At 58.6% G+C, this 24,335-nt stretch carries 23 protein-coding genes and 3 pseudogenes; 10 read left to right on the top strand and 16 right to left on the bottom strand.

Annotated elements, in window-relative coordinates; all coding sequences use genetic code 11:
- Positions 1-90: 90 nt before the first annotated feature.
- Positions 91-1,740 carry a GMC oxidoreductase gene (locus tag OOT33_RS11020; protein WP_307750076.1) on the bottom strand — a complete coding sequence of 550 codons (1,650 nt, stop codon included), beginning with the start codon at positions 1,738-1,740 and terminating at the stop codon, positions 91-93.
- Between the two features lie 11 nt (positions 1,741-1,751).
- Positions 1,752-2,378, bottom strand: a complete 627-nt coding sequence (locus tag OOT33_RS11025; protein ID WP_307750077.1) for a gluconate 2-dehydrogenase subunit 3 family protein — start codon at positions 2,376-2,378, stop codon at positions 1,752-1,754.
- Between the two features lie 419 nt (positions 2,379-2,797).
- Here OOT33_RS11025 and OOT33_RS11030 point away from each other — a divergent pair, with 419 nt between their 5' ends.
- From OOT33_RS11030 to OOT33_RS11045, 4 genes are all read left to right on the top strand, one after another.
- Positions 2,798-3,547 (top strand): autoinducer binding domain-containing protein, encoded by a 750-nt coding sequence (locus tag OOT33_RS11030; protein WP_307750078.1) that lies wholly within the window; start codon positions 2,798-2,800, stop codon positions 3,545-3,547.
- A 112-nt stretch (positions 3,548-3,659) separates the two neighbouring features.
- A complete protein-coding gene (locus OOT33_RS11035; protein WP_307750079.1) occupies positions 3,660-4,256 on the top strand; it encodes an acyl-homoserine-lactone synthase in 597 nt (198 codons plus the stop codon).
- Positions 4,257-4,281: 25 nt separating this feature from the next.
- Positions 4,282-5,187, top strand: coding sequence for a phytanoyl-CoA dioxygenase family protein (locus OOT33_RS11040; RefSeq protein WP_373690549.1), 906 nt, complete (start codon positions 4,282-4,284; stop codon positions 5,185-5,187).
- Positions 5,188-5,254: 67 nt separating this feature from the next.
- Positions 5,255-5,755, top strand: coding sequence for a hypothetical protein (locus tag OOT33_RS11045; protein ID WP_307750080.1), 501 nt, complete (start codon positions 5,255-5,257; stop codon positions 5,753-5,755).
- 283 nt (positions 5,756-6,038) lie between these two features.
- Here the strand turns inward: OOT33_RS11045 and OOT33_RS11050 are convergent.
- Together OOT33_RS11050 and OOT33_RS11055 are read right to left on the bottom strand one after the other, a co-directional pair.
- Positions 6,039-6,376: pseudogene (locus OOT33_RS11050) on the bottom strand (IS5 family transposase); the annotation flags it as partial.
- A gap of 346 nt (positions 6,377-6,722) precedes the next feature.
- Positions 6,723-7,937: an IS701 family transposase gene (locus OOT33_RS11055; protein ID WP_307750082.1), complete on the bottom strand. Its 1,215-nt coding sequence runs from the start codon at positions 7,935-7,937 to the stop codon at positions 6,723-6,725.
- Between the two features lie 9 nt (positions 7,938-7,946).
- Here OOT33_RS11055 and OOT33_RS11060 point away from each other — a divergent pair, with 9 nt between their 5' ends.
- Positions 7,947-8,441, top strand: coding sequence for a hypothetical protein (locus OOT33_RS11060; protein WP_307750083.1), 495 nt, complete (start codon positions 7,947-7,949; stop codon positions 8,439-8,441).
- Between the two features lie 18 nt (positions 8,442-8,459).
- On the opposite strand, the gene OOT33_RS17890 is transcribed toward OOT33_RS11060, so the two are convergent.
- From OOT33_RS17890 to OOT33_RS17895, 6 genes are all read right to left on the bottom strand, one after another.
- A complete protein-coding gene (locus OOT33_RS17890) occupies positions 8,460-8,690 on the bottom strand; it encodes a DUF6119 family protein (protein WP_373690572.1) in 231 nt (76 codons plus the stop codon).
- A gap of 7 nt (positions 8,691-8,697) precedes the next feature.
- Positions 8,698-9,009 (bottom strand): type II toxin-antitoxin system RelE/ParE family toxin, encoded by a 312-nt coding sequence (locus tag OOT33_RS11065; RefSeq protein ID WP_307750084.1) that lies wholly within the window; start codon positions 9,007-9,009, stop codon positions 8,698-8,700.
- Positions 9,006-9,260: an antitoxin gene (locus tag OOT33_RS11070; RefSeq protein ID WP_307750085.1), complete on the bottom strand. Its 255-nt coding sequence runs from the start codon at positions 9,258-9,260 to the stop codon at positions 9,006-9,008. Before OOT33_RS11070 ends, OOT33_RS11065 begins: the two co-directional genes overlap by 4 nt.
- Before the next feature lie 51 nt (positions 9,261-9,311).
- Positions 9,312-10,472 carry a tyrosine-type recombinase/integrase gene (locus OOT33_RS11075; protein WP_307750086.1) on the bottom strand — a complete coding sequence of 387 codons (1,161 nt, stop codon included), beginning with the start codon at positions 10,470-10,472 and terminating at the stop codon, positions 9,312-9,314.
- A gap of 167 nt (positions 10,473-10,639) precedes the next feature.
- Positions 10,640-11,038 (bottom strand): lysozyme inhibitor LprI family protein, encoded by a 399-nt coding sequence (locus OOT33_RS11080; protein ID WP_307750087.1) that lies wholly within the window; start codon positions 11,036-11,038, stop codon positions 10,640-10,642.
- A gap of 66 nt (positions 11,039-11,104) precedes the next feature.
- Positions 11,105-12,274, bottom strand: a complete 1,170-nt coding sequence (locus OOT33_RS17895) for a LysM peptidoglycan-binding domain-containing protein (protein WP_373690550.1) — start codon at positions 12,272-12,274, stop codon at positions 11,105-11,107.
- 203 nt (positions 12,275-12,477) lie between these two features.
- Here OOT33_RS17895 and OOT33_RS11085 point away from each other — a divergent pair.
- The 3 genes and pseudogenes from OOT33_RS11085 to OOT33_RS11095 all read left to right on the top strand — a co-directional run bounded on the left by OOT33_RS11085 (position 12,478) and on the right by OOT33_RS11095 (position 14,485).
- A pseudogene (locus OOT33_RS11085) lies at positions 12,478-13,674 on the top strand (IS256 family transposase).
- A gap of 297 nt (positions 13,675-13,971) precedes the next feature.
- Positions 13,972-14,241: a type II toxin-antitoxin system ParD family antitoxin gene (locus OOT33_RS11090; RefSeq protein WP_307750088.1), complete on the top strand. Its 270-nt coding sequence runs from the start codon at positions 13,972-13,974 to the stop codon at positions 14,239-14,241.
- 4 nt (positions 14,242-14,245) lie between these two features.
- Positions 14,246-14,485, top strand: a complete 240-nt coding sequence (locus tag OOT33_RS11095) for a type II toxin-antitoxin system RelE/ParE family toxin (RefSeq protein ID WP_307750089.1) — start codon at positions 14,246-14,248, stop codon at positions 14,483-14,485.
- On the opposite strand, the pseudogene OOT33_RS11100 reads toward OOT33_RS11095, so the two are convergent.
- The 5 genes and pseudogenes from OOT33_RS11100 to OOT33_RS11120 all read right to left on the bottom strand — a co-directional run.
- Positions 14,442-15,155: pseudogene (locus OOT33_RS11100) on the bottom strand (IS256 family transposase); the annotation flags it as partial. The gene OOT33_RS11095 and the pseudogene OOT33_RS11100 overlap by 44 nt on opposite strands.
- 708 nt (positions 15,156-15,863) lie before the next feature.
- Entirely contained in the window at positions 15,864-16,868 is a 1,005-nt protein-coding gene (locus tag OOT33_RS11105; RefSeq protein WP_307750090.1) for a zinc-binding dehydrogenase, read from the bottom strand.
- A gap of 9 nt (positions 16,869-16,877) precedes the next feature.
- Positions 16,878-17,198, bottom strand: a complete 321-nt coding sequence (locus OOT33_RS11110) for an NIPSNAP family protein (protein ID WP_307750091.1) — start codon at positions 17,196-17,198, stop codon at positions 16,878-16,880.
- A complete protein-coding gene (locus OOT33_RS11115) occupies positions 17,195-19,213 on the bottom strand; it encodes a thiamine pyrophosphate-dependent enzyme (protein ID WP_373690573.1) in 2,019 nt (672 codons plus the stop codon). Before OOT33_RS11115 ends, OOT33_RS11110 begins: the two co-directional genes overlap by 4 nt.
- 104 nt (positions 19,214-19,317) lie before the next feature.
- On the bottom strand, positions 19,318-20,091 hold the full coding sequence (locus OOT33_RS11120; protein ID WP_307750094.1) for an IclR family transcriptional regulator C-terminal domain-containing protein: 774 nt from the start codon (positions 20,089-20,091) through the stop codon (positions 19,318-19,320).
- A gap of 176 nt (positions 20,092-20,267) precedes the next feature.
- Between OOT33_RS11120 and OOT33_RS11125 the strand changes: the two genes are divergently transcribed.
- Positions 20,268-21,008 carry an SDR family oxidoreductase gene (locus tag OOT33_RS11125; protein ID WP_307750095.1) on the top strand — a complete coding sequence of 247 codons (741 nt, stop codon included), beginning with the start codon at positions 20,268-20,270 and terminating at the stop codon, positions 21,006-21,008.
- A 5-nt stretch (positions 21,009-21,013) separates the two neighbouring features.
- A complete protein-coding gene (locus tag OOT33_RS11130; protein WP_307750096.1) occupies positions 21,014-22,924 on the top strand; it encodes an AMP-binding protein in 1,911 nt (636 codons plus the stop codon).
- Positions 22,925-23,003: 79 nt separating this feature from the next.
- Here OOT33_RS11130 and OOT33_RS11135 read toward each other — a convergent pair whose 3' ends face one another.
- Positions 23,004-24,290 carry a hypothetical protein gene (locus tag OOT33_RS11135; RefSeq protein ID WP_307750097.1) on the bottom strand — a complete coding sequence of 429 codons (1,287 nt, stop codon included), beginning with the start codon at positions 24,288-24,290 and terminating at the stop codon, positions 23,004-23,006.
- Positions 24,291-24,335 lie beyond the last annotated feature (45 nt).

Raw genomic sequence — 24,335 nt, forward strand, 5'->3', positions numbered from 1 at the left:
CTATCTTTTTGTTTTGTCGCATCGTTTTTTTTGCCAAAAACCGGTTCCCATCCTTCGACACGCTCTGGACAGGCTTTTGCGCACGATGCTCTATATCTCGTTCGCGCGGGCGAACTTGGCGATATGGTCTGCGGCGCGGAAGGCGAGTGCCTCGATCGTCTGCGTCGGCTGCCCACGGCCAGACGTCACCATGCTTGATCCGTCGCACAGGAACAGGTTTTTCACATCGTGCGTGCGGTGATATTTGTCGATCACCGAGGTTGCGGGATCGTTGCCCATGCGGCAGGTGCCGAGCAGGTGCACACCGCCGCTCGCCTCGCCTACCTCGCTGGGGTCGATCTGCACCGCGCCCGCAGCGTCCATGATCTCGACCGCGCGCTCGACCTGCCACTTCGCATGTTTAACGTCGTCCGGGTGGTCCTTGTAGGTCACGCGGATGGCGGGCACGCCCCAGGCGTCCTTCAGCTCCGGGTCGATATCGACACGGTTCGTCTCCTGCGGCAGCGATGTGCCGTGGCCCGAGCAGTTCATCCAGTAGGTGTAGGACTCCAGATACTCCTTGTACTTCGGCCCCCAGGTCGGCGTCCCTTCGGGTACGCGCTGGCCCCAGGTGAGCGGGCCGCCGGAGCGCGCATCGAAACCGCCGCCGCCATAGAAGCCGCGCTTGGGGTCGGAGTCGTAGAAGTCGTGCATGATGCGGGTGACGTTGGCGCCCTTATACTCGTTGAGCGGATGCTCGAACCGCGCCATCGCCCCGCCGCCCTTGTTGAACATGAGGTTGCGCCCCACGACGCCGCTGGAATTGGCGAGGCCCTGCTCGAACCCGCTTGTCGCCGAGTTGAGCAGCAATTTTGGCGTTTCGGCCCCGTTGGCGCACACCACTACCGCGCGGGCGTTCTGGAACTGCTCCTTGCGGTCGCTGTCGTAATAATAGACACCCGTGGCGCGCCCGGCCTTGTTCATGCCGATGCGGAAGACATAGCTCTCGGAGCGCACCTCACAGCGGCCAGTAGCCTCCGCTTCCGGGATCACCGTCCACACCGACGACGACTTGGCCATCACCTCGCAAGCAAACCCGCCGCACAGGCCGCACTGGATGCAGGGCGGGCGGTCTTTGTAAAAGGTGGAGTTGATCGCAAGCGGCGCGGGAAAAGGGTGCAGCCCAAGCTTGCGCGCGCCACGCTCGAACAGGACGCCAGACGATTTAACGGGCAAAGGCGGCATCGGATACGGCTTGCTGCGCCACGGATCGAACGGGCTTGCGCCCGCCAGCCCCGAGACGCCGACCTCCCACTCCACCTTGGTGTAATAAGGCTCCAGCTCGGCATAGGTGATCGGCCAGTCAACCAGGTTCGCGCCCGCGATTGGCCCCCACCGGCTGCCCTCGATAAAGTCGATCTCATGCAGGCGCCAGAAATTGGCGTTGAAGTGCGCGCTGCTGCCTCCGACCACGCGCGCGTAGGTCAACGGATTGCGGCCGCTGACGCGCTCGGCCTTCTTGCTGGCATCCGATCGGAAGGTCTGCGGATTGGTGGCGGGGTTGTTGGTGATGCCCGAGAGCTGGCGGTATTTCAGCTCGTCATGCTCGAACTCGTGCGCCGCCATGCGCGGGCCCTGCTCCATCACGACGACGCTGTTGCCAGCCCGGGCCAGCTCGCGCGCCATGATCCCGCCCGATGCGCCGGAACCGACGATGACGAAGTCCACTGTCTCGCTGGCCTTGTATGTCTTGCTCGGCATGGGGCGCTCCGTCAGGCGGTGTAGGGCTTGGTGCCGGGATAGGGCTCGAACCCCGGATAATCCTTGTCGTAATAGCCGAAGGGCGGCTCCCAATAATGGTTGTCCTCCACGCCGATCAGCTTCCAGCCGAGATTGTCGTGGTTGCCGCCATATTTGGGCAGGGCGATGAGGCCGAGCACCGTGAGCCGCCGCACAGCCGTGAAGAACGGCGTCTTTTCCACCTGCTGCAACCACAGCTGTTGTTGCGCATCGGGCGCGGCGGAAAAGGGCTTGTCAGCTCCAAAGCGCGCCGCATAGCCACGGCCGAACTCGGCCAGGCCCTGGCGGAAGGCGGGAAGCTGAGCCGCAAAGAAGCTGCCCAGCGCATTGTCTATGAAATAGAGCACGCGGGCCTCGCGCGCGCCGGGTGTGGCGCCGCCGGGAACGATCTGGTTGACTATCGCGTCCACCTCCGCCGCCTCAGCGGGGCTCAACGTGGACAGTGTGGTGGGTGCGGCGTCATGCGCGCCGTGTCCGCCATGTCCGCTGTGCTCGGCGGCTGCCGCGATCTGCGGCCAGTTCAGCGTGATCCAGCCGGCGCTGGCGAGATTACCAACGGCCGCGAGAAACTGGCGGCGCGAGGGGGGCGATTGGTCCAACTGATGCTCCCTTGCTGGCTGAAGGCCATAAGGCGGCATCGCATGCGCACAGGAGGGAGCGAATACGGCTAACTGCGCATTGACGCTCTGCCGGTCAGGCTTTTCAGACGAGGACCGCCTGGGAGGATTGGAAATTGACCAGTAATCCCGCGATCGGAGCAGGCTGTGTCGATCTTGATCCTGATGATCAGTCTCGACTCGGCTCCGACACATGAAAACGCGCCGTTTATGGTACTGGTTAACGAGGGATGAGCCTTCCGGCCCGCGTTTCCGGATTCTGACCGCTAGCCGTTAGAAACTGGATTACCCTTTGAAATATAACAAAAAAGGCGGTCAGGGATCGCCCTGCCCGAGAATTGATCCATTTCGTCGCAAAGTGTATATGTCGTCTTATCCGTTTTTCGGATGGGGGAGATGACATGCCACAGCTGGCAGAGGTCAATCGTTTCATAGAGCTATCGCGCAAGGCGCGCTCTTTGGACGGGCTGAACCTCGTTCTCGACGCTGTAACGCAAGAAATGGGCTTCGATTATTACGCCCTGGTGCAGCATGTAGACATCCGCCGCAGCAATTCCCAGGATACCATCTGGCTCGAAAACTACCCCAAGAGCTGGGCCGAGGCATTCGTCGCGCATGGCCTCTATGCAAGCGACCCGATCCACGTCGCGAGCCAGAGCACGAATGTCGGCTTTTTGTGGTCCGATGTCTGCAATATCATCAAGATGACCGCCCACCACCGCCGCGTGCTGGAACAGGCGCAGCGCGAGGGGCTTGGCGACGGGTTCACGGTTCCCGCCCATTTGCCGGGGGTATCCAACGGAACCTGCAGCTTCGGTGTCAAATACGGCAGGGACGTTCCCGAAGAGAATCTCATGATGGCGCAGCTGGTCGGTGCATTCGCATTCGAAGCCGGTCGCAAGATCGCCGTGCAGAGAGCCAAGGATGAGTATGAGAAGCCGAAGCTGACGACGCGTCAGCTCGAATGCCTCACGCTGATAGCGCGGGGCAAGACCGACGGGGAGATCGCCACCATTCTTGGCGTGAAGGAAAGTACGGTCCGCGATTATGTCGAGGAGGCCTGCGCCCGCTATGATGTGAGGAGGCGGGTGCAGCTGGTGGTGAGAAGCATCCATGACGGGCAGCTGACCCTGCGTGACGCGATAGGATAGCCTCAATCCTTCCCCCCGTTTCTACGGGGAGAAACAAAAATGCGCTCAAGGCATCATCCCATCTTCCGAATAGGGAGATGGCACGATGATCAACTGCGTTTCTTCAAGGAGTATGAAGCAGCACGAAGCGGCCCTTGACGGCATGTTCAGGGACCGAAAGCGCGTCTTCGTTGACATATTGAAATGGGACATACCCGTAGATGGGCCTTACGAACGGGATCAGTTCGATGATGAATATGCCGAATATATCATCATGTGCGATCCTCGATCGGAGCGTCATCTCGGATCCCTGCGAATATTGCGGACCGACCGACCCCACATATTGGGAGATGTATTCCCGATGCTCTGCGAGGACGAAGTTCCGACCGGGCCGGAATACCGCGAACTGACGCGGCTCTGCCTGTCGCCCGATCTGCGGGCGGCGCAGCGGCTTGAGGTGCGCAACCGGCTCTTCACCACGGCGGTCGAATATGCCCTGCTGAATGATATTCAGGGCTATACCGGCGTGGCGGCCATCAGCTGGTATGCGCAGCTTCTGTCGCTTGGCTGGCGATGCACCCCATTGGGATTTCCCCTCTTGATCGACGGGGAACGGGTGGCTGCACTGCTCGCCCATATCGAGCACGACACGATCAATCTTTTCCGAGAAGCCGGAACCTACAACAGCGGGGATCTCCAGATCGCGTACGATCTGCGCCGCGCTGCCTAATTTCTCATAAAGAAAGGAATTTTCCATGGCCTATGCTGTCATGAATGATGTTGCGCGCCCTGACCTTGCCTTTCAGGCCCAGTATTGGGCGGGGCAGTTGCGGGAAAATGGATATGTGATCATTCCCGACGTTATCGACACGGATATCGTCGACGCGCTTCAGAACGACCTGATCGAGCGGTTCGACAAGACGCCGTTCTGCGACGGATTGTTCTATGGCGCCAATACCAAGCGGTTCGGGCGGTTGCTTGCGCTATCGCGGCATTCGCAGGCGTTCATCCGCCATGACCTGATACTCGCGATCGTCAACCAGATACTCCGCCCCTATTGCAGCACGATCCAGCTCAACCTCACGCAGGCGCTGGAGGTGCATCCCGGTTCGCGCGCGCAGGTTCCGCATCGCGATCAGGACATGTGGGCAGGCCCCAAGGGCGAAGTCGAGTATCTCGTCAACGTCATGTGGCCGTTCACGCCCTACACCCGCGAAAATGGCGCCACGATGCTGTGGCCCGACAGCCACCGCCAGCAGGACCAGATGCTCCTCGACCCGGAGAATAGGCTGGACGCGGAGATGGAGCCTGGGTCCGTGCTGCTGTTTCTGGGGTCGACGTTGCACAACGCCGGCGAAAACAGCAGCGACATGATACGCCGCGGCATGATCGTCAGCTACTGTCTGGGCTGGCTCAAGCCCTATGAAAACCAGTGGCTGGCCTATCCTCCGGAAGTTGCCCGCACGTTCGACCCGGAGCTGGCGGCGCTGGTCGGCTACTGCCAGCATCAGCCCAACCTCGGCAATTATGAAGGCCAGTGCCCGTCTGTCCTGCTGAAGAATGATGTGCCGGAATTTCTTCATGCGATCGACGATCTGCGGCCGGACCAGGTGCAGATGGTCGAGGATTTCTACGCCGGACGCCTGCAGGCCGCCGCCTGAGCGAGGTGACACGGGGAGCGGCTGCGGCTGCTCCCCCATCAACACAGACCGAAGCCGGGAAGTAACGATGACAACAGCAACGTCGGAAAACGCCATAGCCCTTATCGAAGGCGAGCGGCAGCAGGGAATAGCTGCGAGGGCAGGTGAGACCTATGGCACGAAGTATGGCTCCGCGCATGGCGCGCCTTGCCACCACGGGCAAGTGCGATCGAAAATCCCGCTCGGGATAAGGGAAAAAGCTCTGGAGAATGCTCAGAGGTTATGGCTGCTACGCCGCAACAGAGAGGCAATGCTTTCAGCCTCTGGATATTCCCTGTCTTTTGGAGAGCCGATTTGGGATATGCTTCTCGACCTGTATATCTCTGAGTCCATTGGCCGCAAGATCAGCGTCTCCAGCCTGTGCCTTGCTGCCCATGTCCCCCAGACTACTGCGCTTCGCTACCTTGGCGAAATGTTGGATGCAGGCCTTGCTTTGCGTGTCGACGACCCGAGGGACCTCCGCCGAAGCTTCGTCGAGCTCTCTGATGATGCCTTCGAACTTCTCACCAAATTGTTCGTTCAGGAATAGCGGCCCACCCGTGAGGAGGCCCCCTATCCAGCAGGCATCAGACATTGCTCCATTTTGGAGTATTCTGCGGGCAGGTGTTCAATGCGCCGACGGGCAGGGTGAGGCGCAGCCCAAACAAAAAGGGCGACCAAATATGGCCGCCCTGAGGTGCACCCAATAGATGAGCGTGGGGAACTGAAGCTATATTGGAAGAGCCGTGAACGGATGGTGAGCATTTGTTCCAAAACGGATCTATTTGATAATATTGGATGTTTCGGATCACGACACAGGATATCCTTTGCAGGCCTCGCGTATCGACGACGGCATGGATTTTCGTCGTAAGCCCGTCTCGGGAGGGACCGAGGCAATTATCTCGATCCCCCTTTTTGCCATCGCAGCCTGCTGGTGCGCCGGGATAGAAGTGCTGTCGATCATCTGGATATCGCCATCATAGGCCGCAGTGATGGCATCCATCATTGGATCCCACACCCCTGCCTTCCGCCATCTCACAAAGCGATTGTACCAGGTGGTGCGTGGGCCATACCGCTCGGGCAGATCGCGCCACGGCGCACCGGATCGTAGCACACAGAAGATGCCGTTCAGCACGCGGCGATCATCGACGCGCGAGACGCCCTGCGGCTTAGGAGCTGTGGGGACTCAGTCCATATAGGCCTGCAAAGCGCTATTTTCTGCGCTTCGGTGCTCACGTACCTTTAAGTACGCTGCGTTGAAACGAGTCACGTGCCTCGTTTCAAGATGCTCGAAAATCCCCCTTTTGCCCTGCGGTCGCCTGCGGCCCCGGCTCCATCTGAACTGAATCCCCACAGCCCCTAGCATTACAGTTGCATTTTTAATTTGATATGGGCGCGCCGTGCGGCAGCCTGATGCGCTCGTCTCCAGCATGACCAAGCGATGATGGTGGCGGGCTGGATACGACGCTGGGCCAGTTTGTTGGCGATCCGCCGGACTTCCTGGATCGACCAGCGGATCAGATCCTGATGGTTGGCATTCTCAGCCTTTTTGGGGGCGTCGTGTCGTTGGCGCGATACCGGATGACCGCCATCATGGCGAAGGCGAGCATCACGAGCGAGACGTGGCGATGCCAGCCATGCCATGATCGCGTTTCGTTGTGATCAAGGCCGAGTTCGTTCTTGGCGGTTTCGAAGCTGTCTTCGATCGCCCAGCGATGACCTTCGACGGAAACAAGCGTCTGGATGCCCGTCCCGGCCGGGCACCAGGTTGTGAAGAAAGCGAGATCGCCGTCGCTGATATTGCGGCGGATCAGAAGGCCCCGGGTCCAAAGCCCCGATTTCGTCTCATCATATTCATCAGCTTCGAGATCCGCGAGTTCGCAGTAAGCCCAGTCATGAAGCCGCGCGCCCTTGGTTCCCTCGCCAGCAGACAGACGCAGCCATGCATCGGGCGCAAGATCACGGGCGATTTCTTCCGCAGTGCCTGCAACCAGGGGCTTTCCTGCCCACGAGCCGAAATGGTGATCGGATTTAACCCCGAGAACATAGCCTTTGCAGGCTCGGCGCAGCGCGCCTTCAATGTCCCCAACACCGTACACCGCATCGGCCGCCACCCATGAAAAAGGCACATCCGCTGCCAGCGCGCGCCCTATCATATCGACCGCCAAAGCTGGCTTGGTGGCGAAGGCGACCGCCTCGGGAACATGCGCGGCAATCAGCCTTGCCGGGTCACCCGTCCAACTCTTGGGCAAATAGAGCGCCCGATCGATAAAGGCGTGACCCCGTGCCGACACATAGGCGGCGAACACACCAATCTGGCAGTTCGTGATCTTGCCAGCCGAACCGGTATATTGACGCGCAACACCGCAGGATGCCTTGCCTTGCTTGAGAAAACCGGTCTCATCGATGACCAGAACTGCATCTTGTGTGCCGAGGTTTTCGACAACATAATCCCGCACAATGTCGCGAAGCCCGCCCGCGTCCCAGCGCCCCCGGCCCAAAATGGCCTGCTGTCGCCAAGGACCCGGATCACCCGCCGCCTCAGCCCGCATCCAACCCGTCTTACGGCGCTCGTCGCCCAGCAAACCATCCAGAAAAAGGTTCGCTGACACTGCCACTCGTTCCTGCGTGAACAAGCCACGCATACGAGCCTTCACGTCGCGAAGCGACGATGCCCATAGCTCCAGCGTGGTCTCAATTGATGCGCCTGTCATCCACGGCCTCCTTACCATGGAGACCTATTGATTCAGAGTTTCAATCAATATGCAACTGTAATGCTAGAGCGCTTCGTACTGCGTCCGCTCAGCCACATTACGATGAATTGGGAGCTGAAATGGGACGACAATGCCCAAGCCTACCTTCCCGAAGAAGACAGTTTCGCGGCTATCCGGAACCAAACGATTCACGATCTTTCGGAAACCCGTCCACCAAGACGTTATCATGAAAATGAGGACAGCTTAGCTGACTTCGTTATCGAGCATCTACACTGGCCTATCCGCAAAAAGCGCGGCTTTTGGGTCGGCGCGGGCTATAACAGCATATTGGAGCAAGGCGGCTTCCACGACCTCGATCAGTTCGACTTGCTTCAAGCAGCCGCTGGCCGTGTTCACGCTGCGCTGGACCGTCAGAAAACACACTTTGACCATATGGAACACTCACATCAGCGTATGCTCGCGGCAGTGCTGAGCATCATTCTTTACCATCGGGGCAATGAAGTTGGCTATCAATTGGGATGATAGGCAATGGCCTGATTTCTATGCGGCCTTTGGCTTACGCTTAGCCTTGGTGATTGTTGAAGCGGGCTTGGAAATCCAAGCGAACGCAAAGTTGTAACCCAGCGCGCGGAGTTCATTCGCGGCCTGCCGGAACGTCACAAGGCTGAAGAACGGGAGCCGGTTGGTGCCTGCCGCCACCCCTGAGCAAATGACCGCGTAGACGCCTTGGCGGCGGTAATGGATACGACCCTTCGAGACCCCTTGGAGAATTGCATCGCTATTTCATCCGATCAGCGAGCCGCGTCATCAAATCCATTCGCTCATGGAAAAGGGCGACGATCAGTGCGGGAGCATCCGCACGGGGAAGGCAAAAGATATAATGATGCTCGCAGCGGGTCACACGTAGGCCGGGATGGAGCGCGGATATATCCTTAAATACGCCCTGACCGCCCGCGATGTGTTCGATCCCAGCTTTGATCTTGGCCATATATGTGCGGGTCTGGGTGTCACCCCATTGCTTGCGCGTATAGCGGACGATGTCCCGCAGATCGGCTTCCGCTGCCGACGACAGGACGTAGCTGTCGGTCAAGCGCGGCCTTCCCGCCCCAACTCCTCATCGACAATGGAGTCAAAACCCTTGGCAGAAACCGCGCCGCCCAAGCCATCCGCAATGCGTTGACCGAGCAAGGTTTTCAGTTCCTGCCAAGCCGGATCGTCGCCCTCTGGGGCAGGGAACAACCGTTCTACCGCATATTGCTTGATGGATTTACCCTGCAACGCAGCCAAGGCTTTCAGGCTCTGGTGCTGCTGATCGGTAATATCGATTGTCAAACGGCTCATAAGGGGGCACCTCTCAAACTGGAAGAACACATTATCACAAATGTGGGTTTGTTACAATGCGTCCTTCGGCTCCAGCCCTTCCAGAAAGGCGTTCCATTTCTCCAGCGCCTCGCGCTTTTCGCTGACATAGCCGTAGCGGTTATAGACAGCGGCAACGCCGGAGATGATCCCGCTCCAATGGTTGAGCACCTTTTCGACCACATGCGGGGCAACACCGACTTGCGCCATGCCCGACGCGGCAGTGCGGCGCAGATCGTGCAGATGCCAATCCTTGGTGCCCGACAGCTCCGATATGCGCGCCAGCATCTTGCTGAACCCGCTCACCGCTGTCTTGCGCGTGGTGGTGAAGACGTAATTGCAGTTCGCAAAGCGCGGCATGGTTTCGAGGATCGATAGCGCAAAGGACGTCAGCGGCACGACATTGGCGCGCTTGTTCTTGGACCGCGCGGACGGGATTTCCCATGTCGCATTGTCGAAGTTGATTTCGCTCCAATTCAACTCCGCAAGTTCGCCGCGCCGCTGTGCCGTCGCCAGAAGGAGTAGCACGAACGGCCCAAACGGATAGCTCTCATTGCGGCGGGCGGTCACGACCCGGCGCAGTTCATCCTCGGACAGAACCCGATCGCGTGCTTCTTCCTCGACCGGAGCCTTGATGCCCTGGGCCGGATTGGTCTCGACGATGCCGCGTTCCAGACACCAGTTGAACAGCTTGCGGACATTGCGCAGGATGCGGTTGGCGCGATAGCCCGCGCCGCGATCGATCGCCGCGTCCATGACCTCCAAGAAATGCGCCCGCGTAATGGTGCGAATGTCGCATTGGCCGAAGGGCGTGACCAGTTCACGCTCGAGCATGTTCTGGGTGTCTTTCCACGTCCGGTTTCGCGGTTTGGCATATTGCCTGATGAAATCCTTCACCACGGCATCCACCAGCAATCCCGGTTGTCTGCGGCGGCCTGCTGGATCGATACCCTCATCGACCTGACGCAGCGCGTCCATCGCCTTGGCCCGCGCGACCGATAGCGACGTGCGCGGATAGGTGCCGATCTTCATGCGCCGCTGCTTCGGTCCATGGCGATAGCTGACGAAGAAGCTCTTGCCGCCATTGGGCGAGACGCGGACACCGAAATTGGGGAAGTGAATATCCCGGATATCGTATCGTTTGGCCTGCGGCTTTGCCGCGCTCACTGCCTTGTCGCTCAATGCCTTGCGCATATGCCATCCCTTTCGATGGCAAGCCATTCATCACAGCATCGGCGAAATCTCAAAAGCTATTTCAGAGCGTGGAGGATAGGCAAGGATATGGTGCAGAGTGAAAGAAATTGCGAGTGTCGCTCTTTGTTTAACTCTTCTGACGATTGATTTAGTGAAAGTTGGCGCTTTCAAAAACTTCTAGATTTCAGCCAATCAATCCGCCTCTCCGTCTCGTCAATCATGCATCCATACCAAGTGACCTGTCCGTCCTGACCACCCGTTGCCAATGCTTCAGCTTTGCATTTTTGATCCCTGTGAGCGATCCATAGACGCTCTAGGATTACAAGATGCCGTTGCTGGGCAGGATTAAGCTTTTTGCGCACAACCTGATAGGTCTGGTTGAGCACGACGTTTTTGCGTGCCAATTCCTCATCGTCGCAATCGATCATGGCAGACATCACTGCCATTTTAGCATCCCCCGTATTGAGGCACTGCTCGAAAGGATCAGGGACGATCGACTGCGCGTTCTGGACATTTTCTGCACGGGTTCGTTCAGCATTTCCCGAGAAAACCAGCACAGCAGTCACGATGGCCGCGAAAAACAATAACCGAGATATCCGAATCATGGCTAACCTTATAGCATCCCAAGTACTTCATTGGGGACGTTCTACATCCAGCATACGCAAGGCATCTGCGCGCTCCCTTGGGTAGCGAATATTTATAACTCTTGTAAGATTTCGAGCATCCGCTGTTCGACCTTCGGAAACTGCCCTGTCTCTGACAGCAGTTACATATTCAGTGCGGCGGTCGTAGATATTATCGATCAACATTGCCTCATAACTCGGATCGGTCCGAGGAAGGGCTTGGTCAGTTCGACGCACAGCGTCGCCCAATATCCTTGCAGCCGCTCCATGCTGCACTGAGACTGACCATGTAGCATTTCGGACCGCGTCACTAGCATTGTCCAGATTATAACCAGTATCGCGGTCAACGCGGTTGACGACCGGGTCATAGTGCGTTCGTTGTACATAGGCATGCTGCGCTTCTCTGAAAGCATCTGGATCCCTTTCGGCAACAGCGCGCCAGCGATTCCCGAATGCTTCAGTTCCGGGTCTGAGATTATCAAACTCGCGCGCCCATGGTCGAAATTCGGGGCTAGCTACAAAAGCAGCGGCGTCACCCGTATTTGTTGCGAATTGATAAGCTCCGTAGGAGACGCCACCTGGGTCGCCGCGCCCAGAAGATATGGTCCCCACATTGCCTCGCGATTCGTAGCGCGCGGAGAGTTCACCGAGTGGATGATTCGGATTCGGCCTCCGCCCCCGCGCGGCAGCAACCTGCTCACGGGTTGCGGTCACGACTATTTCGTTAGACCGTGCAGCGTCCCTTGCTTGCGGGGAAACGCGCGTGGTCTTTGAAGTGTGCGGAGCATCAGCGCGGCGGGGCGGCGTATGTGGAGGAATGCGCAACGTCTGCCCCGCTCGTATATGATCGGGGTTCTTGATATTGTTAGCCCTTGCCAATGCATCAGACCTTACGCCGTGCCTACGCGCAATATGGGAAAGCGTGTCACCTTTGCGAACGGTGTATGTTCTTAATTTGCCTGACGAATGACTGCTGCCATGTCCCGATCTAGGAGTTGAGCCTGTCCGTGCTCCACCCGGCGCGAAGGTGAACTGGCCGTTGCGCGGGTCATGATAAGGGTTGAATTTTAATTCTACGTCCTGATCCTCTATGAAACTTTCATCTGACAGGCGCTGACCAGTTCGTAAATAATGAGAGAAGGCCTTTTGACTTGGCGATTTGTAAGAAATCGAACTCATAACTGACACCTCTTGTTTGCGTGCAGCGTATGAGAAAGATGGTGCTGTAGGACAGCAAAATCTATGTCGTCCTTTGGGGCATCGATGGGGTAAACAGACGGTCGTGTCCCAGGTGGTGGTGTAGGGAGGTTTCCCTGAAGGGGTGGCCACCGTCGATCTTCTGGTAGGGTTCGGATGCGAACTTGAACCTGGAGAAGAAGACGATGACCGACGACAGAATGGCCCTTGTTGAGCTGATTGAGCAAGGGGCGGATAGTGATTTGGTGCGCGAGATGCTGGCGTTTGCGGCCGAGCGCATGATGGATATGGAGATTGAGGCGAGAACGGGTGCGCCCGCCGGCAGTCGCAGCCCGGCGCGAATGAACCACCGCAACGGCTACCGGGAACGGGGCTGGGACACGCGCGCCGGGCGGATCGACCTGGCGATCCCGAAGCTGCGCAAAGGCAGCTACTTTCCGAGCTTTCTTGAGCCGCGCCGCACGGCCGAGAAGGCGCTGGCGGCGGTGATTCAGGAGGCCTATGTCCATGGCGTCTCGACCCGTTCGGTCGACGATTTGGTCAAGGCGATGGGCGCCAGCGGTGTGTCGAAGAGCCAGGTGAGCCGTCTGGTCGCCGAGATCGATGAGCGGGTGAACGCCTTCCTGATGCGGCCGATTGAGGGCGAGTGGCCCTAGCTGTGGATCGACGCTACCTACCTCAAGGTCCGCGAGGGCGGGCGGATCGTCTCGACGGCGGCGATAATCGCTGTCGGGGTCAACACCGATGGCCGCCGCGAAGTGCTGGGCGTTGCCACCGGCCCTTCGGAGGCGGAGCCCTTCTGGAAAGCTTTCCTGCGCTCGCTGGCGGATCGCGGCCTGCGCGGAGTGAAGCTGGTCATCGCCGACGATCACAAGGGGCTGCGCGCCGCCGCCAGCAAGGTGTTCGCCGCGAGCCAGCAACGCTGCCGTGTACACTGGATGCGCAATGCGCTGGCACACGCTGCACCCAAACAGCGACCTGCCGTCATCGCCATGATCAAGACGATCTTCGCGCAGGAGACGACTGAAGCGGCGCACCAGCAGTGGGGGCAGGTTGCCGATGCCCTGCGCGAGAAGTTCCCGAAGCTGGCCGACATGATGGACGCATCGCGCGAGGACGTGCTCGCCTACATGGCGTTCCCGAAGGACCATTGGGCGCAGATCGCCTCCACCAACCCGCTGGAACGGGTGAACAAGGAGATCAAGCGGCGAGCCGACGTCATCGGCATCTTCCCCAACGATGCCGCCGTGATCCGCCTCGTCGGCGCGCTGATGCTGGAGCAAAATGACGAGTGGGCCGTATCGCGCCGCTACATGACGCTGGAAACAATCGGCTCGGTGAGCCATAACCCCGTTGTCAGCCTGCCAGCACTGGCCACCTGACACATACCTGATCCTGCCGTGGATCGACGGTTCCTACACCACCACCTGGGACACGACCAGATCTCGCGGCCGCCAATGAAACGGTCTGCAAAGATTGAATGGAAGTGCCGTTGTTGGGAATATGCGGCTATCCCGCCCCGCGATCTGATGCTCCCCATTGGTACCCCGCTCATCTTTTGTTTCTGGATCCGCTCATATTTGTACCACGACGAGCGCGGCCATCCTCCACCTCGCGTGGTTGCATTTTCCATCAATAGGATTAAATCATACTGACCGACATCTCTGAAGGTGACTATCATGCGATCGACACAACAACTCAGCGTGACGTTAACCCTCGACATGGCAGCACAGGTAAAGGCGCGCGTTGCGTCGGGAGAGTATGCGAGCGAGAGCGAGGTGATCCGCGACGGGCTGCGCGCGCTTCAGGCGCGGGAGAAGGCCATCGATAGTTGGCTGCGCGAGGATATTGCACAGGTTTACGATGCAATGCAGGCCGATCCAAGCCGCGCCCGTTCCGTTGCGGACGTGAAGGCCGCACTCGCCGCGGAACGCAACACACATCCATAATGCGATGAGCCATGCTGTTTCGTTCGCGCCGGAAGCCGAGGCGCAATTGCTTGCGCTGTTCCGGTATATAGCGAGCGAAGCCTCCACCGATATTGCCGATAGGTATGTTGGCGCCATCATCGAGCAGTGTGAGAAGCTGGAGAGCTTTCCGCTTCGCGGTACTCCGCGCGATGATATCCGCCCCGGCCTACGCACCCTTGCCTTTCGGCGGCGGCGCGCAGCCCCTTGTGATCGTCGGCGATGACCAGCTTCACTCCGCGCAGGCCGCGATCCGCCAGCGAGCGCAGGAAAGCTTTCCAGAAGGGCTCCGCCTCCGAAGGACCGGTGGCAACGCCCAGCACTTCGCGGCGGCCATCGGTGTTGACCCCCACAGCGATTATCGCCGCCGTCGAGACGATCCGCCCGCCCTCGCGGACCTTGAGGTAGGTAGCGTCGATCCACAGGTAGGGCCACTCGCCCTCAATCGGCCGCATCAGGAAGGCGTTCACCCGCTCGTCGATCTCGGCGACCAGACGGCTCACCTGGCTCTTCGACACACCGCTGGCGCCCATCGCCTTGACCAAATCGTCGACCGAACGGGTCGAGACGCCATGGACATAGGCCTCCTGAATCACCGCCGCCAGCGCCTTCTCGGCCGTGCGGCGCGGCTCAAGAAAGCTCGGAAAGTAGCTGCCTTTGCGCAGCTTCGGGATCGCCAGGTCGATCCGCCCGGCGCGCGTGTCCCAGCCCCGTTCCCGGTAGCCGTTGCGGTGGTTCATTCGCGCCGGGCTGCGACTGCCGGCGGGCGCACCCGTTCTCGCCTCAATCTCCATATCCATCATGCGCTCGGCCGCAAACGCCAGCATCTCGCGCACCAAATCACTATCCGCCCCTTGCTCAATCAGCTCAACAAGGGCCATTCTGTCGTCGGTCATCGTCTTCTTCTCCAGGTTCAAGTTCGCATCCGAACCCTACCAGAAGATCGACGGTGGCCACCCCTTCAGGGAAACCTCCCTACACCACCACCTGGGACACGACCTCAGAATTGGGGTCGATTTGACAGCAAGGGGCTTTGCGGAACATATGCCATTGCCAGAGCAGCCGCAACTTTCGTATCGATAGCGACGTACGCCGGAAGGCAGGCGGCCGGGTAAACCCCATAATGGCTTGGGTCTCCCCGGGTTCCGCTCCAAAGCAAGGTGATGCTACCTCCGCAGCTGTTATATCAAACGCATCGCGACTGAATAACGCAACGGTTCCCCGGACCGGATGCGTCGCCAGCTGTTGTCGCTGGTTCCGGACAACTCCATGATCGATATTTTGTCGCCGCCCACCCGAAGGGACCTCATTTCCTCTACAATGCTTGCCGGTACATACATGAACTCCTTCCTGTAGCCGTTGGATGCATGTTTGGTGACGAGGCAGGCAGTTTCATTTCCGCTGCCTCAGCAGCCTCGCTGATATAATCACTGTTCTAGGGGCTGTGGGGATTCAGTTCAGATGGAGCCGAAAAGGGGGATTTTCGAGCATCGGAGCGCAGCGTACTTAAAGGTACGTGAGCACCGAAGCGCAGAAAATAGCGCTTTGTAGGCCTATATGGACTGAATCCCCACAGCCCCTAGCCGGCAGTGGTCGGATCGCGCTCAGCGCCGGCTTACTTCCACCACGACTTTGCCGATAGCTGACCGGCTGGCCAGATGCGCGATCGCATTGCCGCCTTCAGTCAGAGGGTAGATGCGGTCAATGCGAGGCGTGATCCTGCCATCTTCCCACCACGTGATCAATTGGCGGACGTGCGCTGCGTGGCGGTCTGGCTCACGCTCTGCGAACGCCCCCCAATATACTCCGCGAATGTCGCATCCCTTAAGCAGGGTGAGATTGAGCGGCGGCTTGGGGATGCTGGCGGCAAATCCAACGACGAGGTGGCGCCCGTTCCACGCGATCGCGCGCAGTGCTGCCTCAGTATAGTCTCCGCCGACCGGATCATATGTGACATGCGCGCCGTCAGGCCCGACCGCCTCCTTCAACTGCTTCGCAAGCGCCCTGCACCCTGCATCGTCAAACGGCCCAGATCCATAAACGACAACTCTATCGGCTCCCGCCTCCGTGGCAATGGCGGCCTTTTCCTCGCTCGAAACTGCGGCCACTACGGTCGCCCCCAATATCTTTCCGATTTCGATCGCGGCTAGTCCGACACCACCCGCTGCACCAAGCACGAGCAAGGTTTCCCCCTGCTTCAATTCGCCGCGATCGAGCAGCGCGTAGATGGTCGTTGCGTATGTCAGGAGCAGCCCTGCTGCCTCGCGAGGATCTTTTCCCCCCGGTACGGGGAGGGCGGATCCCGCAGGAATGACCAGCTTCTCGGTAAGTCCGCCGTAGCCAACGATTGAGATCAGTTCGTCGCCGACAGTCCAGCCGGTCACTTCATCGCCAAGCGCTTCAACGACACCCGAAATTTCCGTGCCCGGAGCAAAGGGGCGGGGCGGTTTGACCTGATATTTGTCTTCAATGATCAGAACATCGGGATAATTGATCGCGCAGGCGAGGACACGGACCAGAATTTCGCCCGGCCCCGGCCGTGGATCCGGCACTTCGGAAAGTATCAGGGCATCGGGACCGCCAGGTGAAACGGACAGCAGCGCTTTCATTATTCACCCTTAAGCGGGCATGCCAGGAGAGAAACGTGTCGGCTTCAACAGCCGACTTTCCTGAGATGCTACGAGCGGAAGCGCCGCATCGAGAAATGCGGTCCAGCGCGCGTCCTGATACAAGCTGCTCCTGCGGCGCTCGCGGTCCTCGACGCTCTCATAGGCCCACAAGTGAATTACCTGATTGAGCGTGCCGCTTTCCGAGATGTAATAGCCGACCAGTTTTCCGCAATACTCAAGGTAGAGGGGCAACCCCTCACGCTCGAAAAGCTCCAGAAACGGCTGAACAGCGCCGGGCCGGAGTGTGTATATGCGGTGATCGACGATCATTGGGCGGGTTCCAGAGCTGGCACGACCGATGCTCCGGTCAAATCGGCGGCTGCGGCCACTATCTTGTCAACATTTGGCAAGAGTGCCGCCTGAAGCGAGGGTGCCGCAGGTATGCGTGTGTCAGGCGCTGTAACCCGCCGAATCGAAAGCGGCATTTCGTCGCCAAGCAGCTCATGCAGCTTGGCCACGATTTCCGCTCCGAAGCCCCCGGTTTTCACGGCTTCATGAACCACAAGAACCCGCCCGCCCGCAGTCCGAACGACATCCAGCAGCGCCTTCTCGTCCAACGGGGATAGCCAGCGCAGGTCTAGCACGGCGGCGTCACAGCCGGAGGCTGCCAGCCGCTCGGCGGCTTCAATGGATGCCCCCACCATGGTGCCCCAGGTCACGATGGCGACGTCCTTGCCCTCGCGATGCACCCGCGCCTTGCCCGCAGGTTCAGGCGCGGCGGCGATCTCGACCTGGCCCTTTGTAGGGTACAGGCCACGCGCTTCGATCACCACACAGGGATCGGGATCTGCTGCGGCCGCGCGCAGCAGCGTGTAGGAGTCATGCGGTGTCGCGGCGAGTGCAACCTTGATCCCAGGCATATGGGCGAGGAAGGCTTCGATCGACTGCGAATGTTGAGCGCAGGAGCCTGGGGTTGCGCCCTGCTGCGTCCGTACAACAAGCGGCACACTGGATTTGCCACCCGTGATATAGCGGATGTTAGCGGCTTGATTGATCAATTGGTCGAGCGCGACGAAGATAAAATCCGCCCACATGATCTCGACAATCGGTTTCGCGCCAGCGAGTGCGGCCCCGACCGCAGACCCTAGAATCGCGTTTTCGGCGATGGGCGTGTCGAACACCCGCTCCCCGCCGAAGTCGCGATGAAGGTAGCGGGCCGCCGCGAAAATTCCGCCGCTTTTCCCGACATCTTCACCGTACAGGATGGTGCGCTCGTCTTCAGCCAGCTCAGCGCGCAAGGCAGCGTTGACCGCTTCGATATAGGACATTTCCCGGATTTTCGGAATGCGTGTGCTCCCTTGCGGAGCGGCATTCAGCACGACCGGCTGACGCGCGTCGTCAGGACTGGGCGTCGGCGACGCCATCACACGGGCTGCCATAGCACGTGCAGCCTCTTCCTGCTCCAGACGGGAGGCGGCGACCTCCTCTTCGCTCAGAATACCATCGCTGACCAGCTTTTCGGCCACGAGCTTCAGAGGATCGCGCGCGGCTGCGTCGGCGCGATCGGCTTTTGGGCGATAATGCTCGATGTCGCGATTGTAATGGCCCCATAAGCGGGGAACCTTGCACTCCAGCAGCGAAGGGCCTTTGCCTTCCCGCGCGTGAGCCGCAGCCATCGCGAAGCTGTCACGCACCACGATGGGGTCGATGCCGGAAATCGTCGCCGATGGGATGCCATAGGCGTTCCCCCGGACCGCAAGCCGGTCGGCATGGAACATATCAGACGTGGGCGTCAGTTCGGACCATCCGTTGTTTTCTATCACGAAAATTACAGGAAGTTTGCGGACCGATGCAAATACCATCGCCTCATGGACCGAACCCTGATTCATTGCGCCATCGCCGATGGTCACGACGACAACAGTGTCCCGGCCCTGCAGGCGATGAGCCATCGCAACGCCACACGCTATCGTCGTGCCCGCGCCGACAATGGAGTTTTCGCCGATAAAGCGGGAATCGGGTGCCATCATATAGGCCGAGCCGGCCCGCCCGCCATTTATGCCTGTGGATCGCTGGCATATCTCGGCCATTACGGCTTCCGGATCCAGACCAGCCGCCAGCGCCCATCCATGGCCGCGATACGTGCAGACCACCGGATCATCCTCCCGCAAAGCTGTCAACGCGGCCATGGGGACAACCTCTTGACCGGCGCATAGATGCATCGACCCAGCGACTAACGGAGGATTGACCTGGGTAAGGTTCCACACCTCCTGTTCAAAGGCCCGCAAAAAGCTGATTTTTGCAAATATACTGGTCAGGAACTCACTATTCTCGAATTCCCGCGTCAATTGCGATGAAGCCTTCGTCACCCGCATTTCTCCCGCCGTTGCAGGGCAAATACAGTGTAGTTTCAAGAAGTGTCAAATAATGTAAGAAACATCAAATAATGATGTTATAGATTTGCAGCTTTCTGCAGTTTGAGTCGGTTGGCCTCGAAATTTCGTTCGAATCGCTCGATAGGTGCCGAGATGCCCAGAACAAGCCGCGTAGGCGGACGGCCTATCGGTACCGCCATACAGGCTAGACCGGCCGCATATTCCTCCCGTTCCACGGCAATCCAATCCTGTCTGATACGTCCGAACTCTTGCACAATAGTCGTTCTACTCGTCAAAGTGTTCCGAGTGCGGGCGCTCAGAGGCGAGCGAGCAAGATAGTTCTCCGCCTCCTCCTGCGTACTCATGGCCAGCAGAAGCTTGCCGCTCGCGCGCGCATGAGCGTCCCCAGCCGTCCCGGGCGGTGGCTCTGCGGCATGGATTGCGGAGCTGCTACGTGCGGTAGCAAGCACGACAATCTCGGTATCGACCCACCCAACGACATAGGCAGTTTCGCCTGTTTCAGCGGCGGCGCGCTCAGCGTAGCGGGTAAGATAATCCGGAGCACCGCTTTGTCGCTTATAACCGTGGGCTATGTTGGCGACGCCCAAACCTAAAACATAGCTTTTGCCCCCGGCTTGGCGAAGCATGTTCGTCGAAACTAGTGTGTGGATCAGATGATAAACGACCTGCCGAGGCAGTCCGAGCTGAATACTCAGTTCCTTGGCGGAAATCCCGCTACTGCTCGCACGCGCTACCGCCAGAAGTACATCGATGGTACGAACCGCCGTCTGAATTCTCGGCTTTGTGGCGTTCTGTTCCGGCGAAGCGGCGCCCGCGATAGTTTCATTCATTCCCACCAAATCGGCTCCAGAAGTTGTTAACACCAAAACATCATTATATGATGTAAGTATCGCATCATTGACGAATTCATGCAAGGCCGGTTATGTGCGAGGGCATCTGCTTTCGCCCTCAAGCCGAAAAGCGGGTTCAGCGCAGCTGGCATGCCCGCTGATCGCAGGGAGTTACTATGTTTGATTTCAATGGTATGACGTCGATTATCACCGGTGCGGGTGGTGGTATCGGTGGCGAAACTGCGCGCTATTTCCATGCCTGCGGCGCATCTGTCGTACTAGCTGACATTAACGGAGCTGCGGTAGAAGCAGCGGCAAGTGCCCTTAACACGGGGGACGCTCGGGCGATCGCGGTTCAATATGATGCTTCGGTGCCGGGTGATGCTGGAATGCTTGTCGAGCGCGCCATGGAAGCTTTTGGACGGCTTGACCATGTCGTGGCCAATGCTGGGATCTACACGAATGAACGCGCCGCAAACATGAGCGATGAGGTCTGGCGCCGCACGATGCAAATCAACCTCGATGGCGTTTTCTATCTCTGCCGTGAGGCTAATCGCGTTATGGCAGCTGGCGGGGCGATCGTAGCCTCTGCGTCGGCCTCCGCGCATGCCGGCGGCAGTCTTGGGCATGCTCATTATGGCGCATCTAAAGGGGGCGTTCTTGCCCTGGTGCGCGGGTTGGCGCGTGAATTCGGGCCGCGGCTGCGTGTCAACGCGGTCTCCCCCGGGACGATCGAGACACCGATGATTGCAGACAATGCCGCGCTTCGGAATTCCGACCTCGTATCCTCTTTTGCCCTTGGAAGAATGGGCAGGCCCGAAGAGGTCGCATCGGTCATCGCCTTCTTGTGCAGTGACGCCGCCAGTTATGTCACGGGGGAAACCATTCTGGTGTGCGGCGGCAGCTATATAGGCTGATAGACGTGCGGCGCGACATGGCCGGACCTATCGAGCCTACACGCGACGTAGATATTGGCACAATTACTAAATTCTCGATGAGCGACTACCAAGATCTAGAATTCAAAGGGTTAAGCCGCATTTTGAGCCGGGGAGGAACGATGCCGATGGCAGACACTACAGCGTTGGAAGGGTCTTCCCGTACCACGGAGGCTGTTTCGCGGTGGCCTTTTGCTTCACTTAAGGATGTCGAAAATGAGCTCTGCGCTAGGGGCGAACGCTTTGAGATGGAGAAGGTCGTCATCAACGGCCACGAAATGCGCTGCTGGAAGAATCAGCATCTCAACCTGGTGGAGCTGGCGCGCCATGCTCGCAAAAACCATCATGACCGAGACTTCGTCGTTTTTGAAGGCGATCGCATCTCCTATCGCGACTGGTACAACGCAACAGCCCATCTGTCGGCGGCACTGATTGCGAGCGGTATCCAGAAAGGAGACCGGGTTGCGCTGGCCATGCGGAATTTGCCGGAATGGCCGGTGGCCTTCTTCGCTGCCAGTGCAACAGGCGCAATCGTCGTTCCGCTGAATGCGTGGTGGACCGGGCGTGAGTTGCGACATGGCCTGGAACAATCGGGCGCACGCATAGTGATCTGCGATGGCGAGCGATGGGATCGTATTCATCCGGAATTCGACGGTTTGCCGAATCTGGAAAAGGCATTCGTCTGCCGGACCGACGAACCGCCGCGGGCCCACCATGCTGTGCGGATGGAAGATGTCTTGGGAGTTCCGAGCCGTTACAGAGATCTTCCTGACGCCGATCTGCCTGATATAGCGATACGCCCCGATGACGACGCGACGATACTCTATACGAGCGGAACCACCGGGCTGCCGAAAGGTGCGCTGGCAACGCATCGCAGCAATCTGATGCATATTTTCGGATCTGGCTATGCAGCCGCTCGCACGGCACTCAGGCGAGGTGAACAACCTGCTCCGCCTCCGGTCCCAACACTGTTGAGCGCCGTGCCGCTGTTCCACGTTACCGGCCTCAACGCATGCCTCATGCCCGTTATCGATGCAGGCGGGACGTTTGTCATGATGCGGAAATGGGATGCAGGACGGGCTTTGGAACTGATCGAGGAAAACAGAGTCACCACAGTCGGCGGCGTGCCAACGATTGCGCTCGACCTCGTCAACCATCCTGATCGGGACAAGCACGACCTGGCATCGTTGGCGACCGTCTTCTATGGAGGCGCCGCGCCACCGTCGGAACTCGCAACGCGCATTGCGTCGGACCTGAGGGCATTTCCCTCAAACGGCTGGGGAATGACGGAAGTGTGCGCTGTCGGGACGACACACAGCGCCGAGGATTATCTGAACCGGCCAGCGAGCTGCGGCCCAACCTATCCCATATCCGATTTACGTATAGTCGATACGGAAACGGGTGCCGTATTGCCTGTAGGCGCGGTGGGCGAGCTGCAAATTCGTGGCCCCCAGATTATCAAAGGCTATTGGAATAATCCTGAGGCCACCGCTGCGACCATCCAGGACGGCTGGTTGAGGACAGGAGACCTAGCGCGACTGGACGAAGAAGGATTCTGCTTTCTTGTCGGGCGTGCCAAGGAGGTCATAATCCGCGGCGGGGAGAATATTTACCCGCTGGAAATCGAGAATGTCCTTCATCAGCATCCGGATATAGAAGATGCTGCCGTGGTGGGTGTCTCCCATCCTACTCTCGGTGAAGAACCTGCTGCGGCCGTGCGTGCCCTAGCAAATACTCATGTTACGGAGGCAGAGCTCAGAACCTGGCTTGGGACACAGATCGCTGCCTACAAGATTCCTGTAAAAATTCGATTCTACAATGAAGCACTGCCTAGAAACGCGAGCGGAAAACTCTTGAAAGCAGATATTCGCGCATCTCTGGAAGGCATGGGGCATTAGCATGCGACCGGCTGCACCATCACGCGTCTGGCGAGGCGATTGAACAATGAGTGCTATCGTATTACCTTTTACAGCACTTCTATTGCTGACGCTGGATCGCCCAGTGCCTGCCGTCGACAAGCCCATGGAGGTCGTAAGCGAATTCATTGTGCACTTTTGACAAGGCATTTGTTTTCCCGCCCGTAACAATAATCCGGATCAACTTGCCGGTGAAAAGTGCTGCCATGAACCATGCATCGAACGGAGTCGCAGACGGATTGAGGCTGGTCATAATGGGCGACCAGCCATGCCACTGTTCTGCATTGATCGCCCACAGCCCCGGTCGAAGTCTCGGGTCACGCGACGACTGGATATAGACCGGATAGGCCGCCAAGCTGAGGTCGCGATGCTCCGTAACCTCTCGGAGGAAAACTTTGGTAGTCATATCGATTGTCTGGTCGACATCGATTGAGTCATAGTCGACATCGCCCCGCACTGTGCGATAGCGGAATTTCGCTTCAATGAAGAGTCGCATCTGGGCAGCATTAAGAAGGTCTGAGACGGTAGAAAAATGATAGGTCAGAGCGGGCACAGTCAACCCGGACTGCTCCGCTACCTTTCTGAATGTTAGCGGTTCGTTCTCTCCAGACGTCAAAAGGGCGACGGCGCATCTAAGGATGCGTTCTCGCGTTTCTTCCGCTTTCTTCCCGAATTTTCTTAATTCTCCCGGATGGGTGGTGTCATCGCCAAAACTCGGTGTGAAATCAGTAACGTCGCTCGACAAAAGCGTTCGCAGACTGTCTTCGGACAAGCCGAGCGGCACCAATAGAAAAATGAAGCCGACCACGGTGTCGATTGCGGACGTAGCAGCGTGGCCTACATCCTTTTCACCCAAAAGATGTGCAATGTTTTGCCAGATATCATTGAGAGTCCGGAACCAATTTTGTGTGAGGTCTTGAAGGTTCGGTTCATGCGCAGCGTTGAGGGTGATCTCGCACCAGGCCAAGGTCACCGCCCTATGTCTGCCCAAGGCGTTGGACACCAGCTTCAGCGCAAACTCCCGAAAGCTCAAACGTTCGGATGTGGTGGCGTAGCGGCGTTCAAAACGTTGGAACGCATGAACATACTGATCCAGCAATTCCTGGGAAGCGTGCTTGATGATGTCGTTTTTCGTTTCATAATAATAGGTCGTCGCGGCGAGCGAGACGTGGGCCTGCTTCGCCACCCGCCGGTGAGTAAGAGCGGCAATGCCATGTTCGGAAATGGCGGAAATCGCGCCCAAAGCGATATTCTTCTGGCGAAGATATGAACGGGTTTGCTTGGTCTTTCTCCGTCGAATGCGGGCAGGCTGCATTTCCTGCAGGTCGTAGTGTCCGATCTCGCTCATAGGCTCTCATAGCCCCATGTTTGTCAGAACGGAAGTTGACGAGGG

It is taken from the genome of Sphingobium sp. DEHP117 (assembly GCF_030867385.1).
Classification (GTDB): Bacteria; Pseudomonadota; Alphaproteobacteria; order Sphingomonadales; family Sphingomonadaceae; genus Sphingobium.

What these genes read in the sequence shown, in the direction of transcription:
- OOT33_RS11020 (WP_307750076.1), bottom strand. Translation starts at nt 1,740, where the DNA reads ATGCCGAGCAAGACATACAAGGCCAGCGAGACAGTGGACTTCGTCATC.
- OOT33_RS11030 (WP_307750078.1), top strand. Translation starts at nt 2,798, where the DNA reads ATGCCACAGCTGGCAGAGGTCAATCGTTTCATAGAGCTATCGCGCAAG.
- OOT33_RS11035 (WP_307750079.1), top strand. Translation starts at nt 3,660, where the DNA reads ATGAAGCAGCACGAAGCGGCCCTTGACGGCATGTTCAGGGACCGAAAG.
- OOT33_RS11040 (WP_373690549.1), top strand. Translation starts at nt 4,282, where the DNA reads ATGGCCTATGCTGTCATGAATGATGTTGCGCGCCCTGACCTTGCCTTT.
- OOT33_RS11045 (WP_307750080.1), top strand. Translation starts at nt 5,255, where the DNA reads ATGACAACAGCAACGTCGGAAAACGCCATAGCCCTTATCGAAGGCGAG.
- OOT33_RS11055 (WP_307750082.1), bottom strand. Translation starts at nt 7,937, where the DNA reads ATGGTAAGGAGGCCGTGGATGACAGGCGCATCAATTGAGACCACGCTG.
- OOT33_RS11070 (WP_307750085.1), bottom strand. Translation starts at nt 9,260, where the DNA reads ATGAGCCGTTTGACAATCGATATTACCGATCAGCAGCACCAGAGCCTG.
- OOT33_RS11075 (WP_307750086.1), bottom strand. Translation starts at nt 10,472, where the DNA reads ATGCGCAAGGCATTGAGCGACAAGGCAGTGAGCGCGGCAAAGCCGCAG.
- OOT33_RS17895 (WP_373690550.1), bottom strand. Translation starts at nt 12,274, where the DNA reads ATGAGTTCGATTTCTTACAAATCGCCAAGTCAAAAGGCCTTCTCTCAT.
- OOT33_RS11090 (WP_307750088.1), top strand. Translation starts at nt 13,972, where the DNA reads ATGCGATCGACACAACAACTCAGCGTGACGTTAACCCTCGACATGGCA.
- OOT33_RS11095 (WP_307750089.1), top strand. Translation starts at nt 14,246, where the DNA reads ATGAGCCATGCTGTTTCGTTCGCGCCGGAAGCCGAGGCGCAATTGCTT.
- OOT33_RS11105 (WP_307750090.1), bottom strand. Translation starts at nt 16,868, where the DNA reads ATGAAAGCGCTGCTGTCCGTTTCACCTGGCGGTCCCGATGCCCTGATA.
- OOT33_RS11110 (WP_307750091.1), bottom strand. Translation starts at nt 17,198, where the DNA reads ATGATCGTCGATCACCGCATATACACACTCCGGCCCGGCGCTGTTCAG.
- OOT33_RS11120 (WP_307750094.1), bottom strand. Translation starts at nt 20,091, where the DNA reads ATGAATGAAACTATCGCGGGCGCCGCTTCGCCGGAACAGAACGCCACA.
- OOT33_RS11125 (WP_307750095.1), top strand. Translation starts at nt 20,268, where the DNA reads ATGTTTGATTTCAATGGTATGACGTCGATTATCACCGGTGCGGGTGGT.
- OOT33_RS11135 (WP_307750097.1), bottom strand. Translation starts at nt 24,290, where the DNA reads ATGAGCGAGATCGGACACTACGACCTGCAGGAAATGCAGCCTGCCCGC.